This is a genomic window from Streptococcus mitis (genome assembly GCF_003942795.1).
GTDB lineage: Bacteria > Bacillota > Bacilli > Lactobacillales > Streptococcaceae > Streptococcus > Streptococcus mitis_BJ.
Genome location: NZ_RJNY01000001.1, coordinates 111324 through 132352 on the forward strand (window position 1 = coordinate 111324; position 21029 = coordinate 132352).

17 protein-coding genes and 1 other annotated feature are annotated in these 21029 nt (G+C 41.2%); of the genes, 2 read left to right on the top strand and 15 right to left on the bottom strand.

The features are described from left to right. Window positions 1-3: 3 nt before the first annotated feature. Window positions 4-1011 carry a 6-phosphofructokinase gene (pfkA, locus tag D8847_RS00570; RefSeq protein WP_000820880.1) on the bottom strand — a complete coding sequence of 336 codons (1008 nt, stop codon included), beginning with the start codon at window positions 1009-1011 and terminating at the stop codon, window positions 4-6. Between the two features lie 81 nt (window positions 1012-1092). Next, a complete protein-coding gene (locus D8847_RS00575) occupies window positions 1093-4194 on the bottom strand; it encodes a DNA polymerase III subunit alpha (RefSeq protein ID WP_125840249.1) in 3102 nt (1033 codons plus the stop codon). Window positions 4195-4579: 385 nt separating this feature from the next. Here D8847_RS00575 and D8847_RS00580 point away from each other — a divergent pair, with 385 nt between their 5' ends. Together D8847_RS00580 and D8847_RS00585 are read left to right on the top strand one after the other, a co-directional pair. Beyond that, window positions 4580-6853 (top strand): Xaa-Pro dipeptidyl-peptidase, encoded by a 2274-nt coding sequence (locus tag D8847_RS00580; RefSeq protein WP_125840250.1) that lies wholly within the window; start codon window positions 4580-4582, stop codon window positions 6851-6853. 18 nt (window positions 6854-6871) lie between these two features. Next, window positions 6872-7342: an arginine repressor gene (locus D8847_RS00585; protein WP_125840251.1), complete on the top strand. Its 471-nt coding sequence runs from the start codon at window positions 6872-6874 to the stop codon at window positions 7340-7342. Between the two features lie 35 nt (window positions 7343-7377). Here D8847_RS00585 and D8847_RS00590 read toward each other — a convergent pair whose 3' ends face one another. The 13 genes from D8847_RS00590 to ppc form a co-directional block, all read right to left on the bottom strand. Beyond that, window positions 7378-7542, bottom strand: a complete 165-nt coding sequence (locus tag D8847_RS00590; RefSeq protein WP_000502576.1) for a hypothetical protein — start codon at window positions 7540-7542, stop codon at window positions 7378-7380. 9 nt (window positions 7543-7551) lie between these two features. Continuing rightward, complete coding sequence (gene obgE / locus D8847_RS00595; RefSeq protein WP_000061637.1) at window positions 7552-8862, bottom strand: GTPase ObgE; 1311 nt, start codon at window positions 8860-8862, stop codon at window positions 7552-7554. Between the two features lie 70 nt (window positions 8863-8932). After that, entirely contained in the window at window positions 8933-9067 is a 135-nt protein-coding gene (locus D8847_RS00600; protein ID WP_000863851.1) for a DUF4044 domain-containing protein, read from the bottom strand. A gap of 30 nt (window positions 9068-9097) precedes the next feature. Beyond that, window positions 9098-9286 (bottom strand): PspC domain-containing protein, encoded by a 189-nt coding sequence (locus tag D8847_RS00605; protein WP_000735791.1) that lies wholly within the window; start codon window positions 9284-9286, stop codon window positions 9098-9100. Between the two features lie 20 nt (window positions 9287-9306). Continuing rightward, a complete protein-coding gene (locus D8847_RS00610) occupies window positions 9307-10632 on the bottom strand; it encodes a glycosyltransferase family 4 protein (protein ID WP_125840252.1) in 1326 nt (441 codons plus the stop codon). 8 nt (window positions 10633-10640) lie between these two features. Continuing rightward, the gene (locus tag D8847_RS00615; RefSeq protein ID WP_185757895.1) at window positions 10641-11684 is read right to left on the bottom strand and encodes a glycosyltransferase family 4 protein; all 1044 of its coding nucleotides are present in this window, start codon (window positions 11682-11684) and stop codon (window positions 10641-10643) included. A 112-nt stretch (window positions 11685-11796) separates the two neighbouring features. Next, on the bottom strand, window positions 11797-12126 hold the full coding sequence (locus tag D8847_RS00620; RefSeq protein WP_000331934.1) for a metal-sulfur cluster assembly factor: 330 nt from the start codon (window positions 12124-12126) through the stop codon (window positions 11797-11799). Between the two features lie 14 nt (window positions 12127-12140). Further along, window positions 12141-13250, bottom strand: coding sequence for an RNA polymerase sigma factor RpoD (gene rpoD, locus D8847_RS00625; protein WP_000201892.1), 1110 nt, complete (start codon window positions 13248-13250; stop codon window positions 12141-12143). 2 nt (window positions 13251-13252) lie between these two features. Continuing rightward, window positions 13253-15013: a DNA primase gene (dnaG, locus tag D8847_RS00630; RefSeq protein ID WP_125840253.1), complete on the bottom strand. Its 1761-nt coding sequence runs from the start codon at window positions 15011-15013 to the stop codon at window positions 13253-13255. 196 nt (window positions 15014-15209) lie between these two features. Further along, window positions 15210-15968 (bottom strand): ABC transporter ATP-binding protein, encoded by a 759-nt coding sequence (locus D8847_RS00635; RefSeq protein ID WP_125840254.1) that lies wholly within the window; start codon window positions 15966-15968, stop codon window positions 15210-15212. After that, on the bottom strand, window positions 15965-16831 hold the full coding sequence (locus tag D8847_RS00640; protein ID WP_125840255.1) for an ABC transporter permease: 867 nt from the start codon (window positions 16829-16831) through the stop codon (window positions 15965-15967). Before D8847_RS00640 ends, D8847_RS00635 begins: the two co-directional genes overlap by 4 nt. Before the next feature lie 65 nt (window positions 16832-16896). Beyond that, the gene (trpX, locus tag D8847_RS00645; protein WP_125840256.1) at window positions 16897-17892 is read right to left on the bottom strand and encodes a tryptophan ABC transporter substrate-binding protein; all 996 of its coding nucleotides are present in this window, start codon (window positions 17890-17892) and stop codon (window positions 16897-16899) included. A gap of 116 nt (window positions 17893-18008) precedes the next feature. After that, window positions 18009-18224 (bottom strand) — a binding site (T-box leader). A 96-nt stretch (window positions 18225-18320) separates the two neighbouring features. After that, on the bottom strand, window positions 18321-21017 hold the full coding sequence (gene ppc, locus D8847_RS00650) for a phosphoenolpyruvate carboxylase (RefSeq protein WP_125840257.1): 2697 nt from the start codon (window positions 21015-21017) through the stop codon (window positions 18321-18323). Window positions 21018-21029 lie beyond the last annotated feature (12 nt).

The window sequence follows — 21029 nt, forward strand, 5'->3', positions numbered from 1 at the left end:
TGATTATGACAAGCTCTTGTTCAAGCTAGCAAGTCCAAGGTCAGCTTTGTGAGGGTTGTTAACAACGATTTTGCCGTCAGCTGTTAGGCTGAACAAGGCTCCTTCTTCTGCTGTTCCAAGAATTGGGTTTTCAACCATTTTTTCGTTCCGGATACCAACAGCGACACCACCGATTCCTTGTTTGAGAAGTTTAACAGCGTGTGCTCCCATACGTGACGCTAATACACGGTCACGAGCGGTTGGTGAACCACCACGTTGGATATGTCCAAGCTCAGTCACACGAAGGTCACTAGTATCTCCTGCTTCCTTGAGTTTCTTACCAAATTCATCGGCAGACATAACCCCCTCGGCCAAAACGATGATGTTGTGTTTTTTACCACATTCATAACCAGCTTTGATACTAGCTACGATATCTTCCATCTTGAAGCCTTCTTCAGGGATAATGATTTCATCAGCACCAGTTGCAATACCTGCCCAAAGTGCGATATCACCAGCATTACGTCCCATTACTTCAACAACGAAAGTACGACGGTGACTTGATGATGTATCACGAATCTTATCGATTGCATCCATTGCAGTAGTAACTGCAGTATCAAATCCGATTGTGAAGTCAGTACCTACGATATCGTTATCGATTGTACCTGGAAGCCCAATAGCAGGGAATCCATGCTCAGTCAAGCGCATAGCTCCGTGATAAGAACCGTCACCACCGATAACAACGACACCTTCGATACCGTGTTTTTTCAACTGCTCAATCCCTTTAAGTTGACCTTCAAGTTGTGCAAACTCAGGGTAACGAGCAGAGTGAAGGAAAGTACCACCACGGGAAATGATGTCTCCTACTGAAGCAGCATCAAGTGGATAAATTTCGCCGGCAACCATACCTGCATACCCATCATAGATACCAAAAACTTCCATTCCTTCTGAGATTGCTTGGCGAACTACTGCACGGATGGCAGCATTCATACCAGGGGCGTCTCCACCACTGGTCAAAACAGCAATACGTTTCATTTGGTTTTTGCTCCTTTTCCTTTTAACATTCTTACTGATTATACCACATTTAAATCAAAAATTCTTCTATTTTTTGTATTTTTAGCGATAAATCGTTTTCATGGTAATTTCCTTTAATTTCTCCTGTAAAGCAAGCTCTTTTTTTACAAAATGCCGTGTAGAAACAACTGTTTTTTGCTCCTCTTCATACCTGATAATGACAGGAATTGGGCCTTTGTATTGTTCTAAGATATTTGAAATCTCTTTATCGTATTCGTGATTTTTAACTTGGATCCAGAATCGTTCCGCCACTGCTTCTTTCAAATCTTGTGCAATCATTTGCAGACGACCATCTCGAGATTGAACCTTCCCATTGATATAGTAAAATTTCCCTTCGGATAGGATGGGGGCGAATTTTCTATATTGATCTGAAAATACAGTTACATCCATCCGAGACTTACTATCATGAACCTGTAGAAAGGCCATACTCTCGCCCTTCTTAGTTCGAATCACTTTTAGTTTTTGCACTTCAACTAGGAGAGTAGCTTGAGCTCCCTCAGTGAGATTAGCGATTGGCGTCGTCGGATATAGGGCTTGTTTGGCAAGAGTTTGGAGAGGATGGGCACTGATACCTACCCCAATCAGTTCCTGCTCTTTGTAAAATTTCTCTGCCTCAGTAAAATCATCAGCTTCAGTCCAACTATAATTTGTATCCGCAAAGAGTCCACCCAACTCCTCAACAAAGACAAATAAGTTTGGTAGGTTCACTAAGATTTTCTGACGATTCTTGTCAAATTCATCAAAAAGCCCCAGTTCAACCAAAGGCGTCAGAAGCGACAGTTTCTTGTAATTCTTGGGAAGACGTGTGACGAAATCTTCAATGCTTGAGAAAGGACGATTTTCAATAATCCAGTAAGACAAATCTCTCGGCATCCCTTTAATAGCTTTCAAACCAAGATAGATTTTCTTCTGAGCAATCTTATCATGATAGGGAATGCTGTTTATTGCTAAAGGAGCTACTTCAAAGCCCATCTGCAATGCATCTACAATGTAATCACTGCTTGAATAATTCAACATGACTTGGAAGAAAATAGCAGGATAGTGTGTCTTGAAATAAGCAAGCTGGAAAGCTAGGGCTGAGTAAGCATAGGCGTGGGATCGGTTAAATCCATAGCCTGCAAACTTTTCCATCACTGCAAAAACTTGGTTGGACTTTTCTTCTGTATGCCCCAATTTCATAGCTCCTGTGATAAAATCTTCCTTCATCAAATGCATCTCTTTAGCATTTTTCTTACCCATAGCTCGTCTGAGAATATCAGCTTTACCAAGGCTAAAGCCTCCAAAACGCTGAGCAACCTGCATGACTTGCTCTTGATAGAGCATAATGCCATAGGTTGATGACAGAATGTCCTCCAAGGCAGGGTCTAACACCGTCACCTTTTCTTTGCCATGCTTCCGAGCCACAAAGTTATCAATATAATCGCTTGCCCCCGGTCTATTGAGGGATGTCGTTGCTACTACCTCTTCAAAGACTTGCGGCTGAACTCGTTTCAAGAGCCGAATGGCGCCAGGTTGTTCAAATTGGAAAATCCCCTTGGTATTTCCAGCAGCAAAGAGGGCCAGAGTTTCTTTGTCTTCCAAATCAATCTCTTCGATTTTCAGATGAACACCTTCTGACTCAGCCAATAATTCCTGCATTTTTTGGACAAAAGTTAGGTTACGCAGACCTAGGAAATCCATTTTTAAAAGGCCATTAGCTTCGACACCATGAGCATCATACTGGGTGATCAGCATATCCTCACCGTATTTGAGCGGGATATAGTCCGTCAGGTCTTGGTCACTCATAACGACCCCAGCTGCATGGATAGAGGTCTGACGAGGATACCCTTCAATCTTTCGAGCAATCTCAAAAGCTTTTTGATATTCAATCTTACTATTGATGACCTGCCTAAACTGTAAATTCTTTTCATAGGCTGTCGTTAGCGTATCTCGAAAACTGATTTTTTTCGTAATATTGGTTAATTCGTACTCTGGAACACCATAACGTTTAAAAACATCACGAATTGCCTGTTTTGCTCCAAAGGTCGAATAAGTGACAATCTGTGCCACATGTTGACTTCCATACCGATCACGAACATAGCGAATGAACTCTAGTCTATAGAGGTCAGGAATGTCGATATCGATATCAGGCATGGTGTAGCGCTCACGATTTAAAAAGCGCTCGAAAATCAAGTTCTTTTCAACCGGATCAATCCCTGTGATATCAAGTGAGTAAGCCACCAGACTACCAACCGCAGAACCACGCCCCATTCCCATATAATATCCTTGGGAACGTCCAAAACGGAGTAAATCCCAAACTACAAGGAAATAGTCGTCAAAGCCCATATCATGAATCACAGCTAATTCCTCATTCAGTCGCTCATAATAGATAGCTGAGGTTAGCCCCTTGTCACTCAAGCCTTGCTCAGCTCTCTCTCTAAGTTCTTCGACCGCTGGTCTTTCAGGATTAAAGCGAGGAAGTTTTAAACTTGGGTCGATTTGATAGCTTACATTTTCTATCAGACCTTGGAGATTGGCAAGCGCCTGAGGGAAGCGATTCATAAAACGTGCTTCCAAGTCTGAGGCAGGTAAAAAAATCCCCTGTTGTGAATGTAGATCCACTTCTCTCAGGCTGACATTGTCCTTGACTGCTGACAAGATTTGTAAAACCTGTAGGTCTTCTTTTTCAAAAGAGTTGACTTGATAGAGTGGAAGAATGGGTCTGGTAAAGACTTCTTGAGGAGTATCTGGACTAACACCGATAAAAAAATCAACCCCCAAATCCAACTGTTCGACCCCATTAAAATAGGGAACAATAATAGCAACATCTTCGAGGTGGGAGGTGAAGTCAGACCAATTTTTCCGTCCAGTCATTTTTAAAGTGGATAACTTCATCAACTCTTGATAACCTTTAGTGGATAGGGCTAGAAAACGTAGAGAGAGATTCTCCTCATCTTTGAGCAAGGTCATTTCTAAACCAATTAAAGGCTGAATGCCATGCTTACGAGTTGCTTCTAGAAAATGATAGGCTCCATAGAGATTATCCACATCCATGATAGAAAGGTGAGAATAGCCGTATTCTTTAGCCATTTGTACATATTTTTCAATCGAAACCACACTTTCCATAAAACTATAAACAGTCTTGGTGTCGAGCTGTGCAATCATTTATTCTCCTCCTTGCTTTCGTTTTACTACTATTATACCATTTTAAGCTGGATATTGAAGCAACTCTGCACTTTCTTTTCAATATCAGCATTTACAACCTCTCCGTCTTTCTTCCCTTTAATTTTTAATATTATAAGATGGATTTGAATATCATTTTAAACATTTTTATACTAAGTAAAGTATAATAAAGTCAGACTCTATATGCAATTTCACATATAAAAAATTCTAAGAAAGGGCTTTTTATTATAGTATTTATTCATCATTTTATAATAACTTACTAAATAGGTATTCCGCTTCACGAAATTTCTTGCATTAAAGTTTATTTATTCCATTTTTCCTTATTTTTTGATATAATAAATTCAGTCTGTTTTCAAAGGAGAGAACCATGCGTTTTAATCAATTTAGCTATCTTCCAACCTCTAGTTCTCAACAATTAGATGAATTAGCAAGTCTTGGTCTGGAATTGTCACCTCAACTGCCCTTAAAAAAGCAATTTGAAGACTTCATCCGCTGGAGTTTTTTCACTTATTCTAACACGGATTATGCCTTATCCACTTTGGCTGCGGATAACGAAACAGATCTATTAACTTTTTTCCAATCAGAGCGTGATTTAACTGCTGATGTTTTCTACACGGTAGTTTTTCAACTTTTAGGGTTTAACTATCTTGTTGACTTTGAGGACGCCGAACAATTCCGTAAAGAAACTGGATTTCCTATTGTTTATGGAGATCTCATCGAAAATCTTTATCAATTGCTCAATACACGAACTAAAAAAGGAAATACGCTCATCGACCAACTGGTTAGTGACGGACTCATTTCAGAAGACAATCACTACCACTACTTTAACGGTAAGAGCTTGGCAACCTTCTCTACTCATGATGTCATTCGTGAAGTTGTGTATGTCGAGAGTCGTGTGGATACTGATAAAGACAGTCTCCCTGACTTAGTCAAGGTCAGCATTATTCGCCCGTGTTATGATGGACAGATTCCTTCAGTTATGACTGCCAGCCCTTATCACCAAGGGACCAACGTCAAAGCTAGCGATAAAGCTCTCTACAAAATGGAAGGAGAACTTGAGGTCAAACCTGCCCACACCATTGAGCTTGAGGAGCCTAAGCTGAATTTAGTCGAGCCTCTCGGCCAAGCTGAACTCGTCTCTGAAACTGAAGAAAAGTTAGCTCATATTAATAGCTCATACACCCTCAACGACTACTTCCTCCCACGAGGATTTGCCAATCTCTATGTGTCGGGTGTTGGTACCAGGGATTCCCAAGGTCTCATGACTAATGGGGACTACCAGCAAATTGAAGCATATAAAAACGTGATTGACTGGCTTAATGGTCGTTGCCGGGCTTTCACGGACCACACGCGCAAACGTCAAGTCAAGGCTGATTGGTCAAACGGTAAAGTCGCAACAACAGGAATTTCCTATCTAGGCACCATGTCCAATGGGCTTGCCACCACTGGTGTTGATGGCTTAGAAGTCATCATCGCTGAAGCAGGTATCTCCTCTTGGTACAACTACTATCGGGAAAATGGTTTGGTGACTAGCCCAGGTGGTTATCCAGGTGAGGATTTTGACTCACTTGCTGAATTGACCTACTCTCGCAACCTCCAAGCCGGTGACTATATTCGTGCCAATGAAGCTCATCAAGCAGACTTAGAAAAGGTTAAAGAGAAACTCGATCGCAAGACTGGTGACTACAATCAGTTTTGGCATGACCGCAACTATCTACTCAATGCTCACAAGGTTCAAGCTGAGGTCGTCTTTACGCATGGTTCTCAGGATTGGAACGTCAAACCTCTTCATGTTTACAAAATGTTTCATGCCCTTCCAACTCATATCAACAAGCACCTCTTTTTCCATCATGGTGCCCATGTCTATATGAACAACTGGCAGTCAATTGACTTCCGCGAGTCCATGAATGCCTTGTTGAGTAAGAAATTGTTAGGACTTGACTCAGGCTATCAACTTCCTACTGTCATCTGGCAGGACAATACCGCACCGCAAACATGGCAGAGACTTGATAACTTTGGCAAACAGGACGAACTGCATACCTTCTCTCTTGGAACTGAAGAAAAAGTGATTCAAAACCAGTATGATCAGAAAGACTTTGAGCGTTATGGAAAGACTTACCAGACCTTCAACACTGAACTTTACCAAGGAAAAGCTAATCAGATCACCATTGACCTTCCAGTAAGTCAAGACATTCACTTAAATGGTCGAGTGGAGCTGAAACTTCGTGTCAAATCAAGTACAAACAAGGGCTTATTATCTGCTCAACTCCTCCAACTGGGACAACAGAAGTACCTTCAACCCTATCCAGCAGTTCAATCAGTCCGAACAATTGACAATGGTCGTTACCACATGTTAGAAAATCTCTGTGAACTGCCATTCAATCCAAGTGCTCAACGTGTCATCACCAAAGGCTACCTCAATCTTCAAAACCGAAATGATCTCTTGACAATCGAAGAAATCCAACCAAATGAATGGATGGACTTCAAGCTAGAGCTCCAACCAACTATTTACAAACTTAAAGAAGGAGACACTCTCCGCTTGGTTCTCTACACAACAGACTTTGAGATTACAATTCGAGATAATACAGACTATCACTTGACTGTTGATTTAGCACAGTCTACTATCACTATTCCCTCATAAAAGGAGCTATTAACACTTATGAACAAATCAGAACACAGACACCAACTTATTCGTGCCCTCGTTTCAAAAAACAAAATCCATACCCAAGCAGAATTACAAGCTTTGTTAGCCGAAAACGATATCCAAGTTACACAGGCAACCTTATCACGCGATATCAAAACCATGAACCTTTCAAAAGTACGAGAAGAAGATAATTCTTACTACGTGTTAAATACAGGCTCTATCTCCAAGTGGGAAAAACGTCTCGAAAATTATATGGAAGATGCTCTTGTTATGTTGCGTCCTGTCCAACACCAAATTATTTTGAAAACTTTACCTGGTTTAGCCCAATCATTTGGATCTGTAATTGATTCCTTGGACTTTCCAGATGTCATTGCAACCCTTTGTGGAGATGATGTCTGCATGATTATCTGTGAAGATGCTACAAAAGCGCAAGCTTGTTTTGAAAGCCTTAAAAAATATGCACCACCATTTTTCTTTAGTGAATAAAACAAATCCCGTGATTAAAAGATCACGGGAATTTTTTATTTCTTTGACTGTGTATCTTCTTTCTTTGTACGTGCCAATCGAAGAGCACGTTTTGGATTGAGACGATTAAACAATTCTTCTAGTTTCTTTTCATTCCACACATCTGCTGCAGAAACAAAATTGCCATCTGCATCTCGGAATGATATCGGTTTATCTCCCATATCAATCTCCTAGTCTACAAATTCAAATTCAAATTTACCAATTCGGACCAAATCGCCATCTTTGGCGCCACGCGCACGAAGGGCTTCGTCAACTCCCATACCACGAAGCTGACGGGCAAACTTCATGACCGATTCGTCACGGTCAAAGTTGGTCATGTTAAAGAGTTTCATGAGTTTTTCACCAGAAAGTACCCATGTCGCATCATCATCACGACTAATCTCAAAGGCCTTTTCTTCCTCGTCAAAGCCATAGTAAGCCTCTTCTTCCATATCGGATTCATCATAAATCGGGAATTCTGGAGTCTTGTCTAACAATTCAGCTGTCGCGTCCAAAAGAGTCGCCAAGCCTTGCTTGGTCAATCCAGAAATTGGGAAAATGGCTGGAAGTTCCTCAAACTCGTCGTAGTTTGCTGCCAACTTCTCCTTGAAAGTTTTCAGATTTTCCTGACTTTCAGGCATATCCATCTTGTTGGCCACAATGATCTGCGGACGTTCCATGAGACGAAGGTTATAGGATTCTAATTCCTTATTGATAGCAAGGTAGTCCTCATAAGGATCACGTCCTTCACTAGCCGACATATCGATGACATGTAGGATAACTCGTGTACGTTCGATATGACGAAGAAACTGGGTTCCAAGACCAACACCTTGACTGGCCCCTTCAATCAAACCTGGAAGGTCTGCTACTGCAAAAGATTCACCTGACTGCGTACGAACCATACCCAAATTTGGGACAATCGTCGTAAAGTGGTAAGCACCGATTTTGGGCTTAGCTGAAGTGATGACACTAAGCAAAGTTGACTTTCCAACAGATGGAAAACCGACTAGACCAACATCTGCTAAGATTTTCAATTCCAGTTGCAACTCACGTTCTTGACCTGGCTCTCCATTCTCAGAGATTTCAGGCGCAGGATTTTTTGGTGTTGCAAAACGGATATTCCCACGACCACCTCGACCGCCATGTGCCACGATAAATTCCTGACCATGTTCAATCAAATCTGTAATGACTTTACCTGTTTCCGCATCACGTACAGTAGTCCCCTGTGGTACGCGAACACGAAGATCTTCTGCACCACGTCCGTGCATTCCTTTGGTCATTCCTTTTTCACCGGAATCAGCCTTGAAATGACGGTTATAGCGGAAATCCATCAAGGTACGCAAACCTTCGTCTACCACGAAAACAACGTTACCGCCACGTCCACCATCACCACCCCAAGGACCACCATTCGGGACATATTTTTCACGGCGAAAGGCAACCATGCCATCGCCACCATTACCAGCCTTGACCTTAATCTTGGCTGTATCTAAAAACATACTCATATTTCTTCTCACTTTAAAAAGGCTGGGGAGAACCCAGTCATTAGTTATTGTTTCTATCCTCGCAGCTTGCTTAGAATCTGCTAAATGCTCCAAGTGCAGTTGCAAAGATACCAGCAAGGGTTACAAACAACATGATGAGCACGACAACAAGTGTCACTTTCTCAAACAATGTTTTTTTACGTTTTCCATTATCTCCAAAAGCCATAACTTCTCCTTTTCACTTTATAATTCTAAATTAATAGTCTGTCGAAACCGGTGCAACCACCCATAAAATGATGTAAGCAAGGATTCCTGCTCCATAACAAAATGCAAGAACACCCCAAACAACACGAACAATTGTTGGGTCAATATCAAAATAATGGGCAACTCCTGCACAAACTCCACCAATTATTTGATTTTTTCCACTTCGCATTAATTTTTTCATAATATTTTCCTCTTATTCTATTATTTGAATTCATCTTTCCAATAATCTCTGATGCTGGATAATTGCTTCCGAGAAGCCCGTAAAATACGCTTAGACTCTTTTACTGGATTTGTAACAGCCTGTTGGGGTAGATATAAAATCGTTTTCAAAAAGCGCTGACTGACAGGTTTTCCATCATTCAATTCATGTTCAAAGTTATTTGAGATAATGGCATCAAGGTAAAACTCATGTACTCGTTTCCCAAAGTTCTCAGCCGAAATTTCGTACAACTTATCCGCCAACTTTTGTTCAGACATATCCGGAGTAGCGATTAAGGCTTCAAGGATAGCCCCTGCTAACTCCTGTTCTCTATAATAGAGGGTTCCAAACATTTTGTCACTGATCAGGTTATCAAGATAGGGGTTACCATGAGCAATGACAGGCGTTCCACTGGCTAAACTCTCTAGATAAGTTAATCCCTGAGTTTCACTCGTAGAGGCAGAGATGAAGAAATCTGCAGCCTTATAGTATAGGGCTGTCTCGCTTGGAGCAATCATACCTGTAAAAATCACATGTTTTTGCAGGTTTAATTTCACTGCTTGCTCTTTCAGACTGTCCAGATAAGGACCGTCTCCAGCAACGACCAGCTTCACCTTATCTTCTTCTTTCAATACTTCAGCAAAAGCATCTAGGACTGCTTGGATATTCTTCTCAAAGGAGATACGAGAAAGACTCAGCAGCATTTTCTCGCCTTCCTGAATACCTAACTTCGAACGAAGTTCTTGCAAGTTTTCCTCTTTAATCTCAGGTCGTTCAAACTTAGCTAGCTCAATTCCGGTTGGAATGACACGTTTTTCAACCTTCACTTTGTATTTAGATAAAAGATCCCGAACAATCTCGCTAGGACAGATTACTCCATCTACATCACGAAGGAAACCACGTACCAGATATTTTACCATGCTTGGACGAATCAACATCCCCTTAGCAATATAATGCACATAGTCTTCGTACTGGGTATGGTAGGTATGGATAACAGGAATTCTCAATTCTCGTGCGATCCAAATCCCTAATAATCCAAGTGAAAATTCTGTCTGGGTATGAATGATATCTAGCTGATACTGCTTGGCGATTTCAAGTGCCTTTGTAAAACCTCGATAGGCAAATCGTCGATCTTTAAATGCAAAGAAAGGAACACTCGGAATTCGAATAATTTGCCAATCCTCGTAGCGGTTCACATCTTTATCTGTTGTTGTAAAGATAAAAACTGCATGGCCTTGCTTCTCAAGCTCTGTCTTCAAGGTTCGAATACTGGTCGCAACCCCGGAAACCTGAGGAAAATAGGTGTCTGTAAATAAACCAATTCGCATAGATTACCTCACTTTTTACCTAGGGCAGCCTGTTCCCGATAAAATTTTAACCAAATTCCCAGTAAACGCTCTTCTGAATACTGCTTGGATATCCTTTTAGCTTTTTCTTTCAATTCTTTCAACGCTTCAGGATTTTCTTTATATTCTAGGATTGCTTCTCTCATCTCAGAGACATCACTTGTAGCACGATAATCTCCCTCAAGAATGACCTTATACAGGTCCAAATCCCTTAACATAATAGGAGCCTCGCAACTAGCTGCCTCTAAGATGGTCATAGGGAATAGTTCATTATAGCTAGGTAGTAAGAACAAATCAGCTAAAGCATACAGTTCCCGCATCCTCTCCGGTGACACAATACCTGGGAAAATTAGATTTTTAGGTGGATTCTCCATGATTTTTTTATAGCGTTCATAACCATCTGTTATTCCACCAAATGAAAAACCACCAGCCCAGATAAAGGTAATTTCTGGCAATTCTTCAGCAAGACGGATAAAATCATCTATCCCTTTTCGTTTCTGAACCTGGCCCGCACCAACCACGACAAACTGATCTTTTGCGAGATCCATTTCTTCACGAAGTTGTGCAACTTGTTCAGCTGGTAATGGATGCCATTTTTCTTTGTTTACAAAATTGGGAATATAAGTTATTTTTTCTCGTGGAATACCCGCAGCCACTAAATCCTCTATAAATGTAGGATTGACCACCACCAAGTGTTCCATCCGATTGTAAAAGGAAAAAACATAGCGTTTGACAATTCCTTTTAGGAAAAATGGAATTTTCAAACTCCCTTCGAGTGTCTCAGGCAAGAAATGCACATAGCCAACTTTTCTCCCAGAGCGTTTCTTTTGAAATGTGGATAAATAATAAGGGAAATCAATGGTGTGAAAGTGGGTTACATCTGCCTCTACAGGAAGATTCTCCGTAACAATCAACTGATCTTTGGCATCACGGTGAAGGAGACTCACCAATTCACGGTAGGCTCCTGAAACTCCTTGACCAGCCACTTTTTCACTTGAACTTAGCATATTAATACGCAATTTTTTGTTTTCCATATTACTCATTATACCATTTTATTTCAAGAAAATCAGTAAAAGAAAGAAGAGACCAGAGGAAAATGGAGGAGCCCCTCTCTTTTCCAATCGTCTCTCGTAATTTTCCAATCGATTACTTAATTCCTAGGGCGATACGCGCATAGCGACTCATTTTTTCAACCGTCCAGGCTGGATACCAGACCAATTTGACTTCAATATTGGTTACCTCAGGCACCTCTGTCATCGCATCGTGTATCTGGTCTGTTAAGAGGTCAGCCAGTGGGCAACCCATAGTTGTCAAGGTCATATCAATTTCCGTGTGACCTGTTTCACCATCAAAACGAATCTCGTAAATCAAACCTAGGTTGACAATATCAATCCCCAACTCAGGATCAATGACCTCCTCCAAGGCAGTCAAAATACGAGTTTTAATCGTTTCAATTTGTTCTTCTGTATAAGCCATGTTCATCCTCACTCTTAATCTTCAATAAAATCACGAAGCGGTTTGCTGCGACTTGGTTGGCGCAATTTTCTCAAAGCCTTGGCCTCAATCTGACGGATACGTTCACGAGTCACGTTAAAGACTTTACCAACATCTTCAAGAGTACGCATTTTCCCATCATCTAGCCCGAAGCGCAAGCGCAAGACGTTTTCTTCACGGTCTGTGAGAGTATCCAAAACCTCATCCAACTGCTCACGTAAGACGATACGAGTTGTGTAGTCTACTGGATTTTCAATCACTTCGTCTTCGATAAAGTCCCCAAGATGGCTATCATCCTCTTCACCAATCGGTGTTTCAAGCGATACTGGTTCTTGAGCGATTTTTAGGATTTCACGCACCTTGTCAGGTGTCATATCCATACGCTCAGCGATTTGTTCAGGTGTCGGATCTTGCCCCAATTCCTGAAGGAGATTCCGCTGTTCACGGACAAGCTTGTTAATGGTTTCCACCATGTGGACAGGGATACGAATAGTACGCGCCTGATCAGCGATGGCACGAGTGATTGCCTGACGAATCCACCAAGTTGCATAGGTAGAAAACTTAAATCCTTTTGAATAGTCAAACTTGTCAACAGCCTTCATCAAGCCCATGTTTCCTTCTTGGATCAAATCAAGAAACTGCATACCACGACCTACGTATCGCTTAGCAATCGAAACTACCAAACGAAGGTTGGCTTCCGCAAGACGTTGTTTGGCTTCGATATCACCAGCCTCAACTGCAAGTGCCAATTCTTTTTCCTCTTCGTTAGTCAAGAGAGGAACAACCCCTATTTCCTTCAAATACATACGGACAGGGTCATTAACCTTAGCAGAAGTTGAGCCAATCAAATCCTCATCACTGAGTTCTGGTTCTTCTTCTGCACTAAGAACACGTGCGCTTGGATTTCCTTCGTTATCTGTGATAGAAATTCCAGCATCCTGAATCCGTTGCAAAAGGTCTTCAATGCCATCTGCATCCAGGGTAAAAGGAATAACCAGACTTGAATTGATTTCGTCGTCTGTTGCTGTTCCTGTTTTTTTGTGGTTACGGATAAAGTCTGCTACTTGCACATCAAATGTGGTTACTTCTTTTTGTTTTGTTGCCATTATTACTCCATTCTTCTCTTCTGGGAAATCAATCGTTGCAATTCTTCCAAGGCTGTGTCTGTATCTCCTACATGACTAGCTTCCTGCACTTTCTTCTTAATTCTTAAGTTATCCTTGCTGAGGAGGGCACGGTTTCGAGTCGCTTCGACTTCCACTAGCTCCTGAGGCGACATCTCAGCTGGCAAATCCAGACTAAGCACATGGTACCAAGCATTTTCAACTTCAGGTGTCTGATGAGAAAGCTCCTCTGAGCCGATTTCTCCCTGCTCACTTAATAATTCGTAAAGAATCTGAAATTCTGGGGTATCAAAGAAAAAATCTTCTCTTAATCGATAGTCATTCAAAACAACTGGATTCTCAGCCATCCTATAGAGGAGATGAGCCTCTGCTCTCATGACTGCTGTCAGTTGCCGCGTTACAGGTAAACTAATCGCTGCCGGAGGTTGCTCCTCTTTGACTCTTTCCTGCCTTTGAACAATGCGACTTTCATTTACAATCTGCTCCACCTGCTGATAATCAAAAGAAGGTAGATTATCAGCCAGAATGTGGATATAAGAATTCTGGGCAGTGATAGACTTTTCTTTAGCGATTAGGGGCGCAATCTTTTCAATAAATTCGATTTGTGCCTGCAAGTTATCACTATTTTCTGGTTTAAGCTGGTGAATATAGAACTCTATAGGACTGATCCGAGTCTTTGTTAAGAGGTAAGCTAGGTCTTCAGCAGAATTCTTTTGCAAATACTCATCTGGGTCCATGACATCAGGTACTCGAACAACCTCAACTGAGAAGTCTTTTAACTCCTCTAGAGCCTTGGCTGTTGCTGCCTGTCCTGCCTTGTCGCCATCATAGCTGAGAACAATTTTTTTGGTAAAGCGTTTGAGGTGGTCAACATGCTCCTTGCTTAAGGCTGTCCCCATGGAAGCTACAGCATTTTCTATACCAGCACGGTAGGCTGCGATCACATCCATGAAGCCTTCCATCAGATAGAGCTCTGTAATCTTACCTGTTCCCTTTTTTGCCTTGTCCAAATGATACAATTCGTAACTCTTGTTAAAAATTGCAGTCGAGCGACTATTTTTGTACTTGGCAGTCTGACTATCCGTTTCTTGCCAGATACGACCTGAAAAAGCAATAACCTGCCCCTTGTCATTGGTCAAAGGAAAGATGATCCGTCCGAAAAAAGTATCATAAAACTGATTGCCATCTGACAAGTAAAACAAACCCGAATCCAATAAATCCTTTTCCTCAAACTTGTCAGATAAACGTTGATAAAGATAAGTTCTCTCTGCTGGAGCTAGTCCAATCTGGAAGTGCTTTAGAACATCATCTGTCAATCCGCGTTTGTAGAGATAAGCCCTTGCTTCTTCTCCCATCTTGGTCGTCATGAGGATGGCATGGTAAAAACGGGCGGCTTCTTCATGCATATCATATAGAGCTTGATGAGGTGAAGCCTGTTGAGGACGAGACTGTACAGGCATAGCTAGTTGAATACCGGCACGCTCTCCTAAGAGTTGCACAGCTTCCATAAAGGACACACCTTGGTATTCTTCGATGAACTTAAAAACATCTCCTGAACGACCACAGCCGAAGCAATGATAAAACTGCTTGTCTTCCACAACGTTGAAAGAGGGGGTCTTCTCACCATGAAAAGGACAGAGCCCTAAATAGTTCCGTCCAGCCTTTTGTAAAGAAATCACGTCACCTATGACTTCCACAATGTTGGTATTGTTTTTGATTTCTTCAATAATTTGTTTGTCAACCATACACAATACCTCCATTTTATCATAGTTTTACGTTAACTAGTATAGCTTATTTCTGAAAAAAAGTAAACCATTTCATACGCTTTCCGGAATTCTCTTTGCTATATTTTTCCAGATTGAAATGGGAGATAAAAAACTCAGAAACACTTCCATGTTTCTAAGTTAATTTTCACTATTTTTTGATGATTACTTAACTCATCTATTCAAATAATTGATAGTAGTCTGAAATTTTCATCTTAGCTTTTTCTTCTTTATTGAGGTCTTGGATGATACGGCCTTCCTTCATGACAATCAGACGATTGCCATACTTTAGTGCATCTTCCATATGGTGGGTAATCATCAAGGCTGTTAGATGTTCCTTGCTGACAAAGTCATCTGTTAACTCCATCAAGGCAACACTAGTCTTTGGGTCAAGGGCTGCTGTGTGTTCATCCAACAAGAGCAACTCTGGTCGCTTCAAGGTTGCCATCAAGAGACTCAAGGCCTGACGTTGTCCACCTGAAAGAAACTCAATCGGAGTGTCCAGATGTTTTTCAAGGCCATTTCCAACCTTTTCAATGGTAGCCTGAAACTCTTCTCTATTGCTTGAAAGTCTTCTAGGAAGGAGTCCTCTCTTCTCACCACGAAACTTGGCAATCAAAAGGTTTTCTGCAACGGTCATACGGGGAGCCGTACCCATTTTAGGATCCTGAAAGACACGAGACAAGTACTTAGCCCGCTTTTCAGGTGAAAAATGCGTCACGTCCTCGCCCATGATACGGATACTTCCACTTGTTAAAGGTAGGGTACCTGCAATAGTGTTAAAAAGCGTTGACTTTCCAGCTCCATTTCCCCCTAGGATAGTAATGAAATCATGTTCGAAAATTTCAAGAGAAACATCATTCAGAATGATTTTTTCTTCGTCAAAGCCATTCGTGATGACTTTGGTAGCATTTTTTAATTCTACAATTGCTGTCATTTGCTAAACTTGACTCCTTTCAGGTATTTGCTTTTGAAGGTTGGAATCATAAGACAAACTGCCAAAATCAAGGCGCTATATAGTCGTAAATAGCTCGTGTTAAATCCAAGAGCAATCACTCCCCAAACGAGGAATTGATAAGCGATAGAGCCAACGACGATGGTCATAAGTCGCTCTGCCAAGGTCAAACTCTTGAACAATACCTCACCAATAATCAAGCTAGCAAGCCCTACGACAATCACTCCGATTCCTCGAGAAACATCCGCGTATCCTTCTTGTTGAGCAATTAAGGCTCCTGCAAGCGCGATGATCCCATTTGAGAGAACCAAGCCCATGAGTTCCATACGTCCTGTATTGATACCAAAGCTACGAGCCATATCGGGATTGTCACCTGTAGCGATGTAGGCCTGACCTAGTTTGGTATCTAGGAAAAAGAGCATGAGACCAATAACAAAGGCAACAAAGATAAAGCCAGTCAGGAGTTGATTGAGGTCTGAATCGAAAGGCAAGACATCCTGAATTTGCTTGGTTCCAAGAAGACCCAGATTGGCACGCCCCATAATCATGAGCATGATGGAATGGCAAGAAGTCATAACCAAAATCCCTGATAAGAGAGTTGGTATTTTACCTTTGGTGTATAAGAGACCTGTTGCCATACCAGCTAGGCAGCCTGCTCCTACTGCGGCCAAGGTCGCTAAAAATGGATTAACCCCTTGTGTTATCAAGGTTACAGCTACTGCTCCCCCTAGAGGAAAAGAGCCCTCAGTCGTCATATCCGGGAAATTTAAAATTCGAAAGGTCATAAAGATTCCCAAACCTAAAATCGCCCAGACCATTCCCTGAGAAATAATGGATACTATCATAATCTTTCACTCATTTCTTTCTTTAGTAAAAATGGGAGGAGATATCCCCAACTCCTCCTTTATCTTTATTCAATCACTTGTCCTGCTTCTTTTAGAACGGACTCAGGAATGGTGATACCAAGTTCCTGCGCTAGTTTTTTGTTAATCACTGACTTACCAGTTGAAAAGACATTAACTGGCGTATCAGCTGGTTTTTCACCTTTCAAAACTTTGGCAATCATCTTACCAGTAGCCACTCCAAGATCGTGTTGGTCAACTACTACAGATGCTAATCCACCTGCTTCTACCATGGCAGTAGCACTTGGATAGATTGGCTTTTTAGCTGTTTGGTTGCTTGAAACAACTGTTGAGAATGCTGATGCGATGGTGTTGTCAATTGGAACCCAAATCGCATCGACCTTGCTTGTCATGACATTAACTGTTGAAGCAATTTCATTTGTTGATGGAACAGCAAATGTTTCGACTGTCAAACCTGCTTTTTCAGCATAAGCCTTGAATTCTTCTACCTGTGTTTTTGAGTTATCTTCGCTACTTGAGTAAAGAGTTCCGATTGTTTTGACATTTGGTGTCAAAGTTTTAATCAATTCCACTTGCTGTTCAGCTGGGTTATGATCTGACACCCCTGTGATGTTGCCACCTGGTTTTTTCAAATCTTTGACCAAGTTAGCACCGATTGGGTCTGTAATAGCAGCCATGATAACAGGTAGGTCTTTTGTAGCACTAGCAAGTCCTTGAGCAGCTGGTGTCGCAATCCCAACAACTACATCGTTTCCATTTGCTACCAATTGTTTACTCATGGTTGCAACCTTGCTCTGATCGCCTTCAGAGTTCATAAAGTCGATTTTTACTTGGTCGTCCTTATAGCCTTCTTCAGCTAGTCCATCTTGAATCCCCTGGTAAATCAAGTCCAAGGATGGGTGACTAACAAATTGAAGGACACCAACCTTAGCAGCCTTTTGCTCTTCCTTAGCTGCAGGCTTGTTCATTGATGAATAAATCAAGCTAGCCACCACCAATACTGCTAATCCAGCGATAATTCCCATTAAACGTTTATTTTTCATATTCTTTCTCCTTTTAAATCACTTGTATAATACTCTTTTCACTCAAAACAAGCGACGCCATCGTTTAAATTTCATAATCTTTCCTCCCATAAAAAAATCCTCACACAAAAAACTTGTGTGAGGACGTCGATGCGCGGTGCCACCTCAATTATAGGGAATATCCCTATCGCTCTTTCTCGCAATAACGAGTTGCACTGTAAGGTGTGCTCACCGAATTTTTATGATTTCAAATTCTTAATAAGATTCAGCCCAATTTCATCAATTTCATCTATCTGCTTTCACCAACCACAGATTCTCTAAAAAATGAGCATGATTACTTTCTGAATGTCTAAATTATATCATTTTTCAACTACTTGTCAAGCTTATTTTTAGAATTTTTCAAACAATTCAAAAACTTCCCCTTGAAAAAAGAGGAAGTTTGTAGAATATCAGCCTGAATTACGCAAACCGGTTGCAATTCCGTTGATCGTTGTGTGGATTAGTTTTTCTTCGTCTGCTGACAATTCGCCACGACGTTGACGTTTGATCAATTCCAACTGGATGTAGTTAAGGATATTAAAGTAAGGCATACGATAGTTTAGGCTGTCTTTTAGGTAAGAGTTTTCTGCCAGAAGTTCGTCATAGCCTTCAATAGCTAGAATAACGTTCTTGGTCAATTGCCATTCATCTAAAATAGTGTAGTAGATAGCCTGCACTTCTTCATCTTCACAGAGTTTGGCATATTCAAAAGCAATGTTCATATTAGACTTAGACAAAACCATGTCTACATTGGAAAGCAAAGATTGGAAGAAAGGCCAGTTTTGGTACATATCACGAAGGAATTCGATATTCTTTGGATCTTGATCAATAAACTCTTTAAAGCTTGATCCCACACCATACCATCCAGGGAACATGACACGGCTTTGTGACCATGAGAAGACCCAAGGAATGGCACGTAGACCACCGATTTCAGTGATGGTCTTACGAGCTGCTGGACGCGAACCGATGTTGAAGCTTGATATAGCCTTGATTGGGCTTGACTCGAAGAAATAATCATAGAAATGTTCGTTTCCAAAGACCAAATCACGGTAGATATCGTAGCTACGGTCCACTACTTGATCCATGATAGACTCATAATGATTTGAGGTATTGGTATCGCTCTTTTTCTTGGTAATCATACGGTTAATGGCCGCGGATACCAACATTTCAAGGTTATAGTAGGCAGCGTCTTTGTTACCATATTTGTTTCCAATGACTTCTCCTTGCTCAGTCAGACGGATACGGTCCTTGATAGACTTGAGCGGTTGAGATGTGATAGCTTCATAAGTTGGACCACCACCTCGACCAACAGTACCACCACGGCCATGGAAGAAGGTGACTTTAACACCAAATTCATCTCCAATAGCAGTCAGTTGTTGTTGAGCCTTGTAGAGTGTCCAACATGATGATAGATAACCACCATCTTTATTACTATCGGAGTAGCCAAGCATGATTTCTTGGTAGTTGTCTTTTGAAGCAATCCATTTTTTAGCCAATGGAAGAGAGAAGTATCTTCTCATGGTTTCTTCCGAGTGATCCAAGTCTTCAATCGTTTCAAAGAGAGGAACAATCTGAACGCGCGCTTTTTGAGCATCAACCAAGCCTACTTCTTTGAGCATGATGGCTAATTCTAGCATATCAGATACACTTGTCGCGTGAGAGATGATGGTTTGGCGAATGACATTTTCACCCAGTTTATCCTTCAACTTGCGAGCAGTTTTGAAGATAGACAATTCTTTCTCAAGCAGTTCTGACTTTTCAGCATGAGTAGCAGAGAGGATACGAGGATCTTCTTCCAACTCTTTTAAGAGGAGGGCGCATTTTTTGTCTTCAGAGAGATCGCTATAATGGTCGTTGATCCCTGCGGATGCTAACAATTCTGCCACACAGGCTTCATGAACACTAGAGTCTTGGCGCATGTCGATAGAAGCAAGGTAGAAGCCAAAGATTTCAACGGCTTGCATCAGTTCAACAAATTCTCCTGAAATCAGATATTCCCCTTTATTCTCAAGGAGAGAATCTCGAATGGCCAACAAGTCTTGATAAAATTCATCTGCAGTAGCATATCTAGGCTGAAGATCCTTGTCTTCAATCAAATAAGCCTTAGTTGCCTGCATCTTAGCTTGGATATCAAAAAGGGCACGACGATAGAGTTCTTTTTCGCGATAAATGGAGTTGTCTTGCGACTTGAGCGCCATCTCACGAACTTTGTCGCTGACATTCACGATGCTGGTTGAAAGTGAAAATTCACGATAAAGATTATAAATCTTTTCATCGTAGTAGTTCATGATGACTTCGCACTGAGTCAAGGCTGATTTGTTGAGGGTTTCCGCTGTTACGAAAGGATTTCCATCGCGGTCTCCTCCAATCCACATCCCCATAGTAATTGGTTTTGGATGTTGAAGCTCAATTCCTTGTTCTTTAGCTAGTTTCTTATATTCAGCCGTCAAACGTGGCACAGCATTCAGGAATGAACTTTGATAGTACTCCATCACGTTGGTGATTTCGTTGGTTACCTTCAATTTCTTCTCACGAATCATGTCTGTTTGCATGATAATTTCAATGTAACGACGGAGATCCATGTTCCATTTTTCTTTATTAATCAAACCTAGTTTGACATCACGGTACTTGCGCAAAAGAGTATGGATATGGTTGGTCAAGTCCAGCATACTCTTGCGTTGTACTTGCGTTGGATGGGCGGTCAAGACAGGAACGACATTTAACTTTTCTAAAATTTCAGCTGCATTTTCTTTTTCAGCTACCATCTTTATGGTTGTAGACAATTTCCCTAGATAGTCTTGGTCAATATTGTTCTGGTGGTTAATTTTATAGGCTAAGTCTACATCCTCAGATATATTAATCAAGAGTGGAAGGATAGAGAAATAACGAGAAATATAAATCATTTCTTCATTGGAAAGGCTAGTCACCAGTTCATTGAGCCCTTGATAGTTTTCATTTGTTGATAATTCCTTCAACTGCATGATTTTCTCAAAGGTCTCTGGCGCTAGCATATTCTTTGTGATATCTTCTAGCAGCTCAGTCAAAATCAAGACTTCTTCTTGGATGACGGCTTTATTACTATAGTTTTCTAATTTCTGAAGAGACATATATTTTTCCTT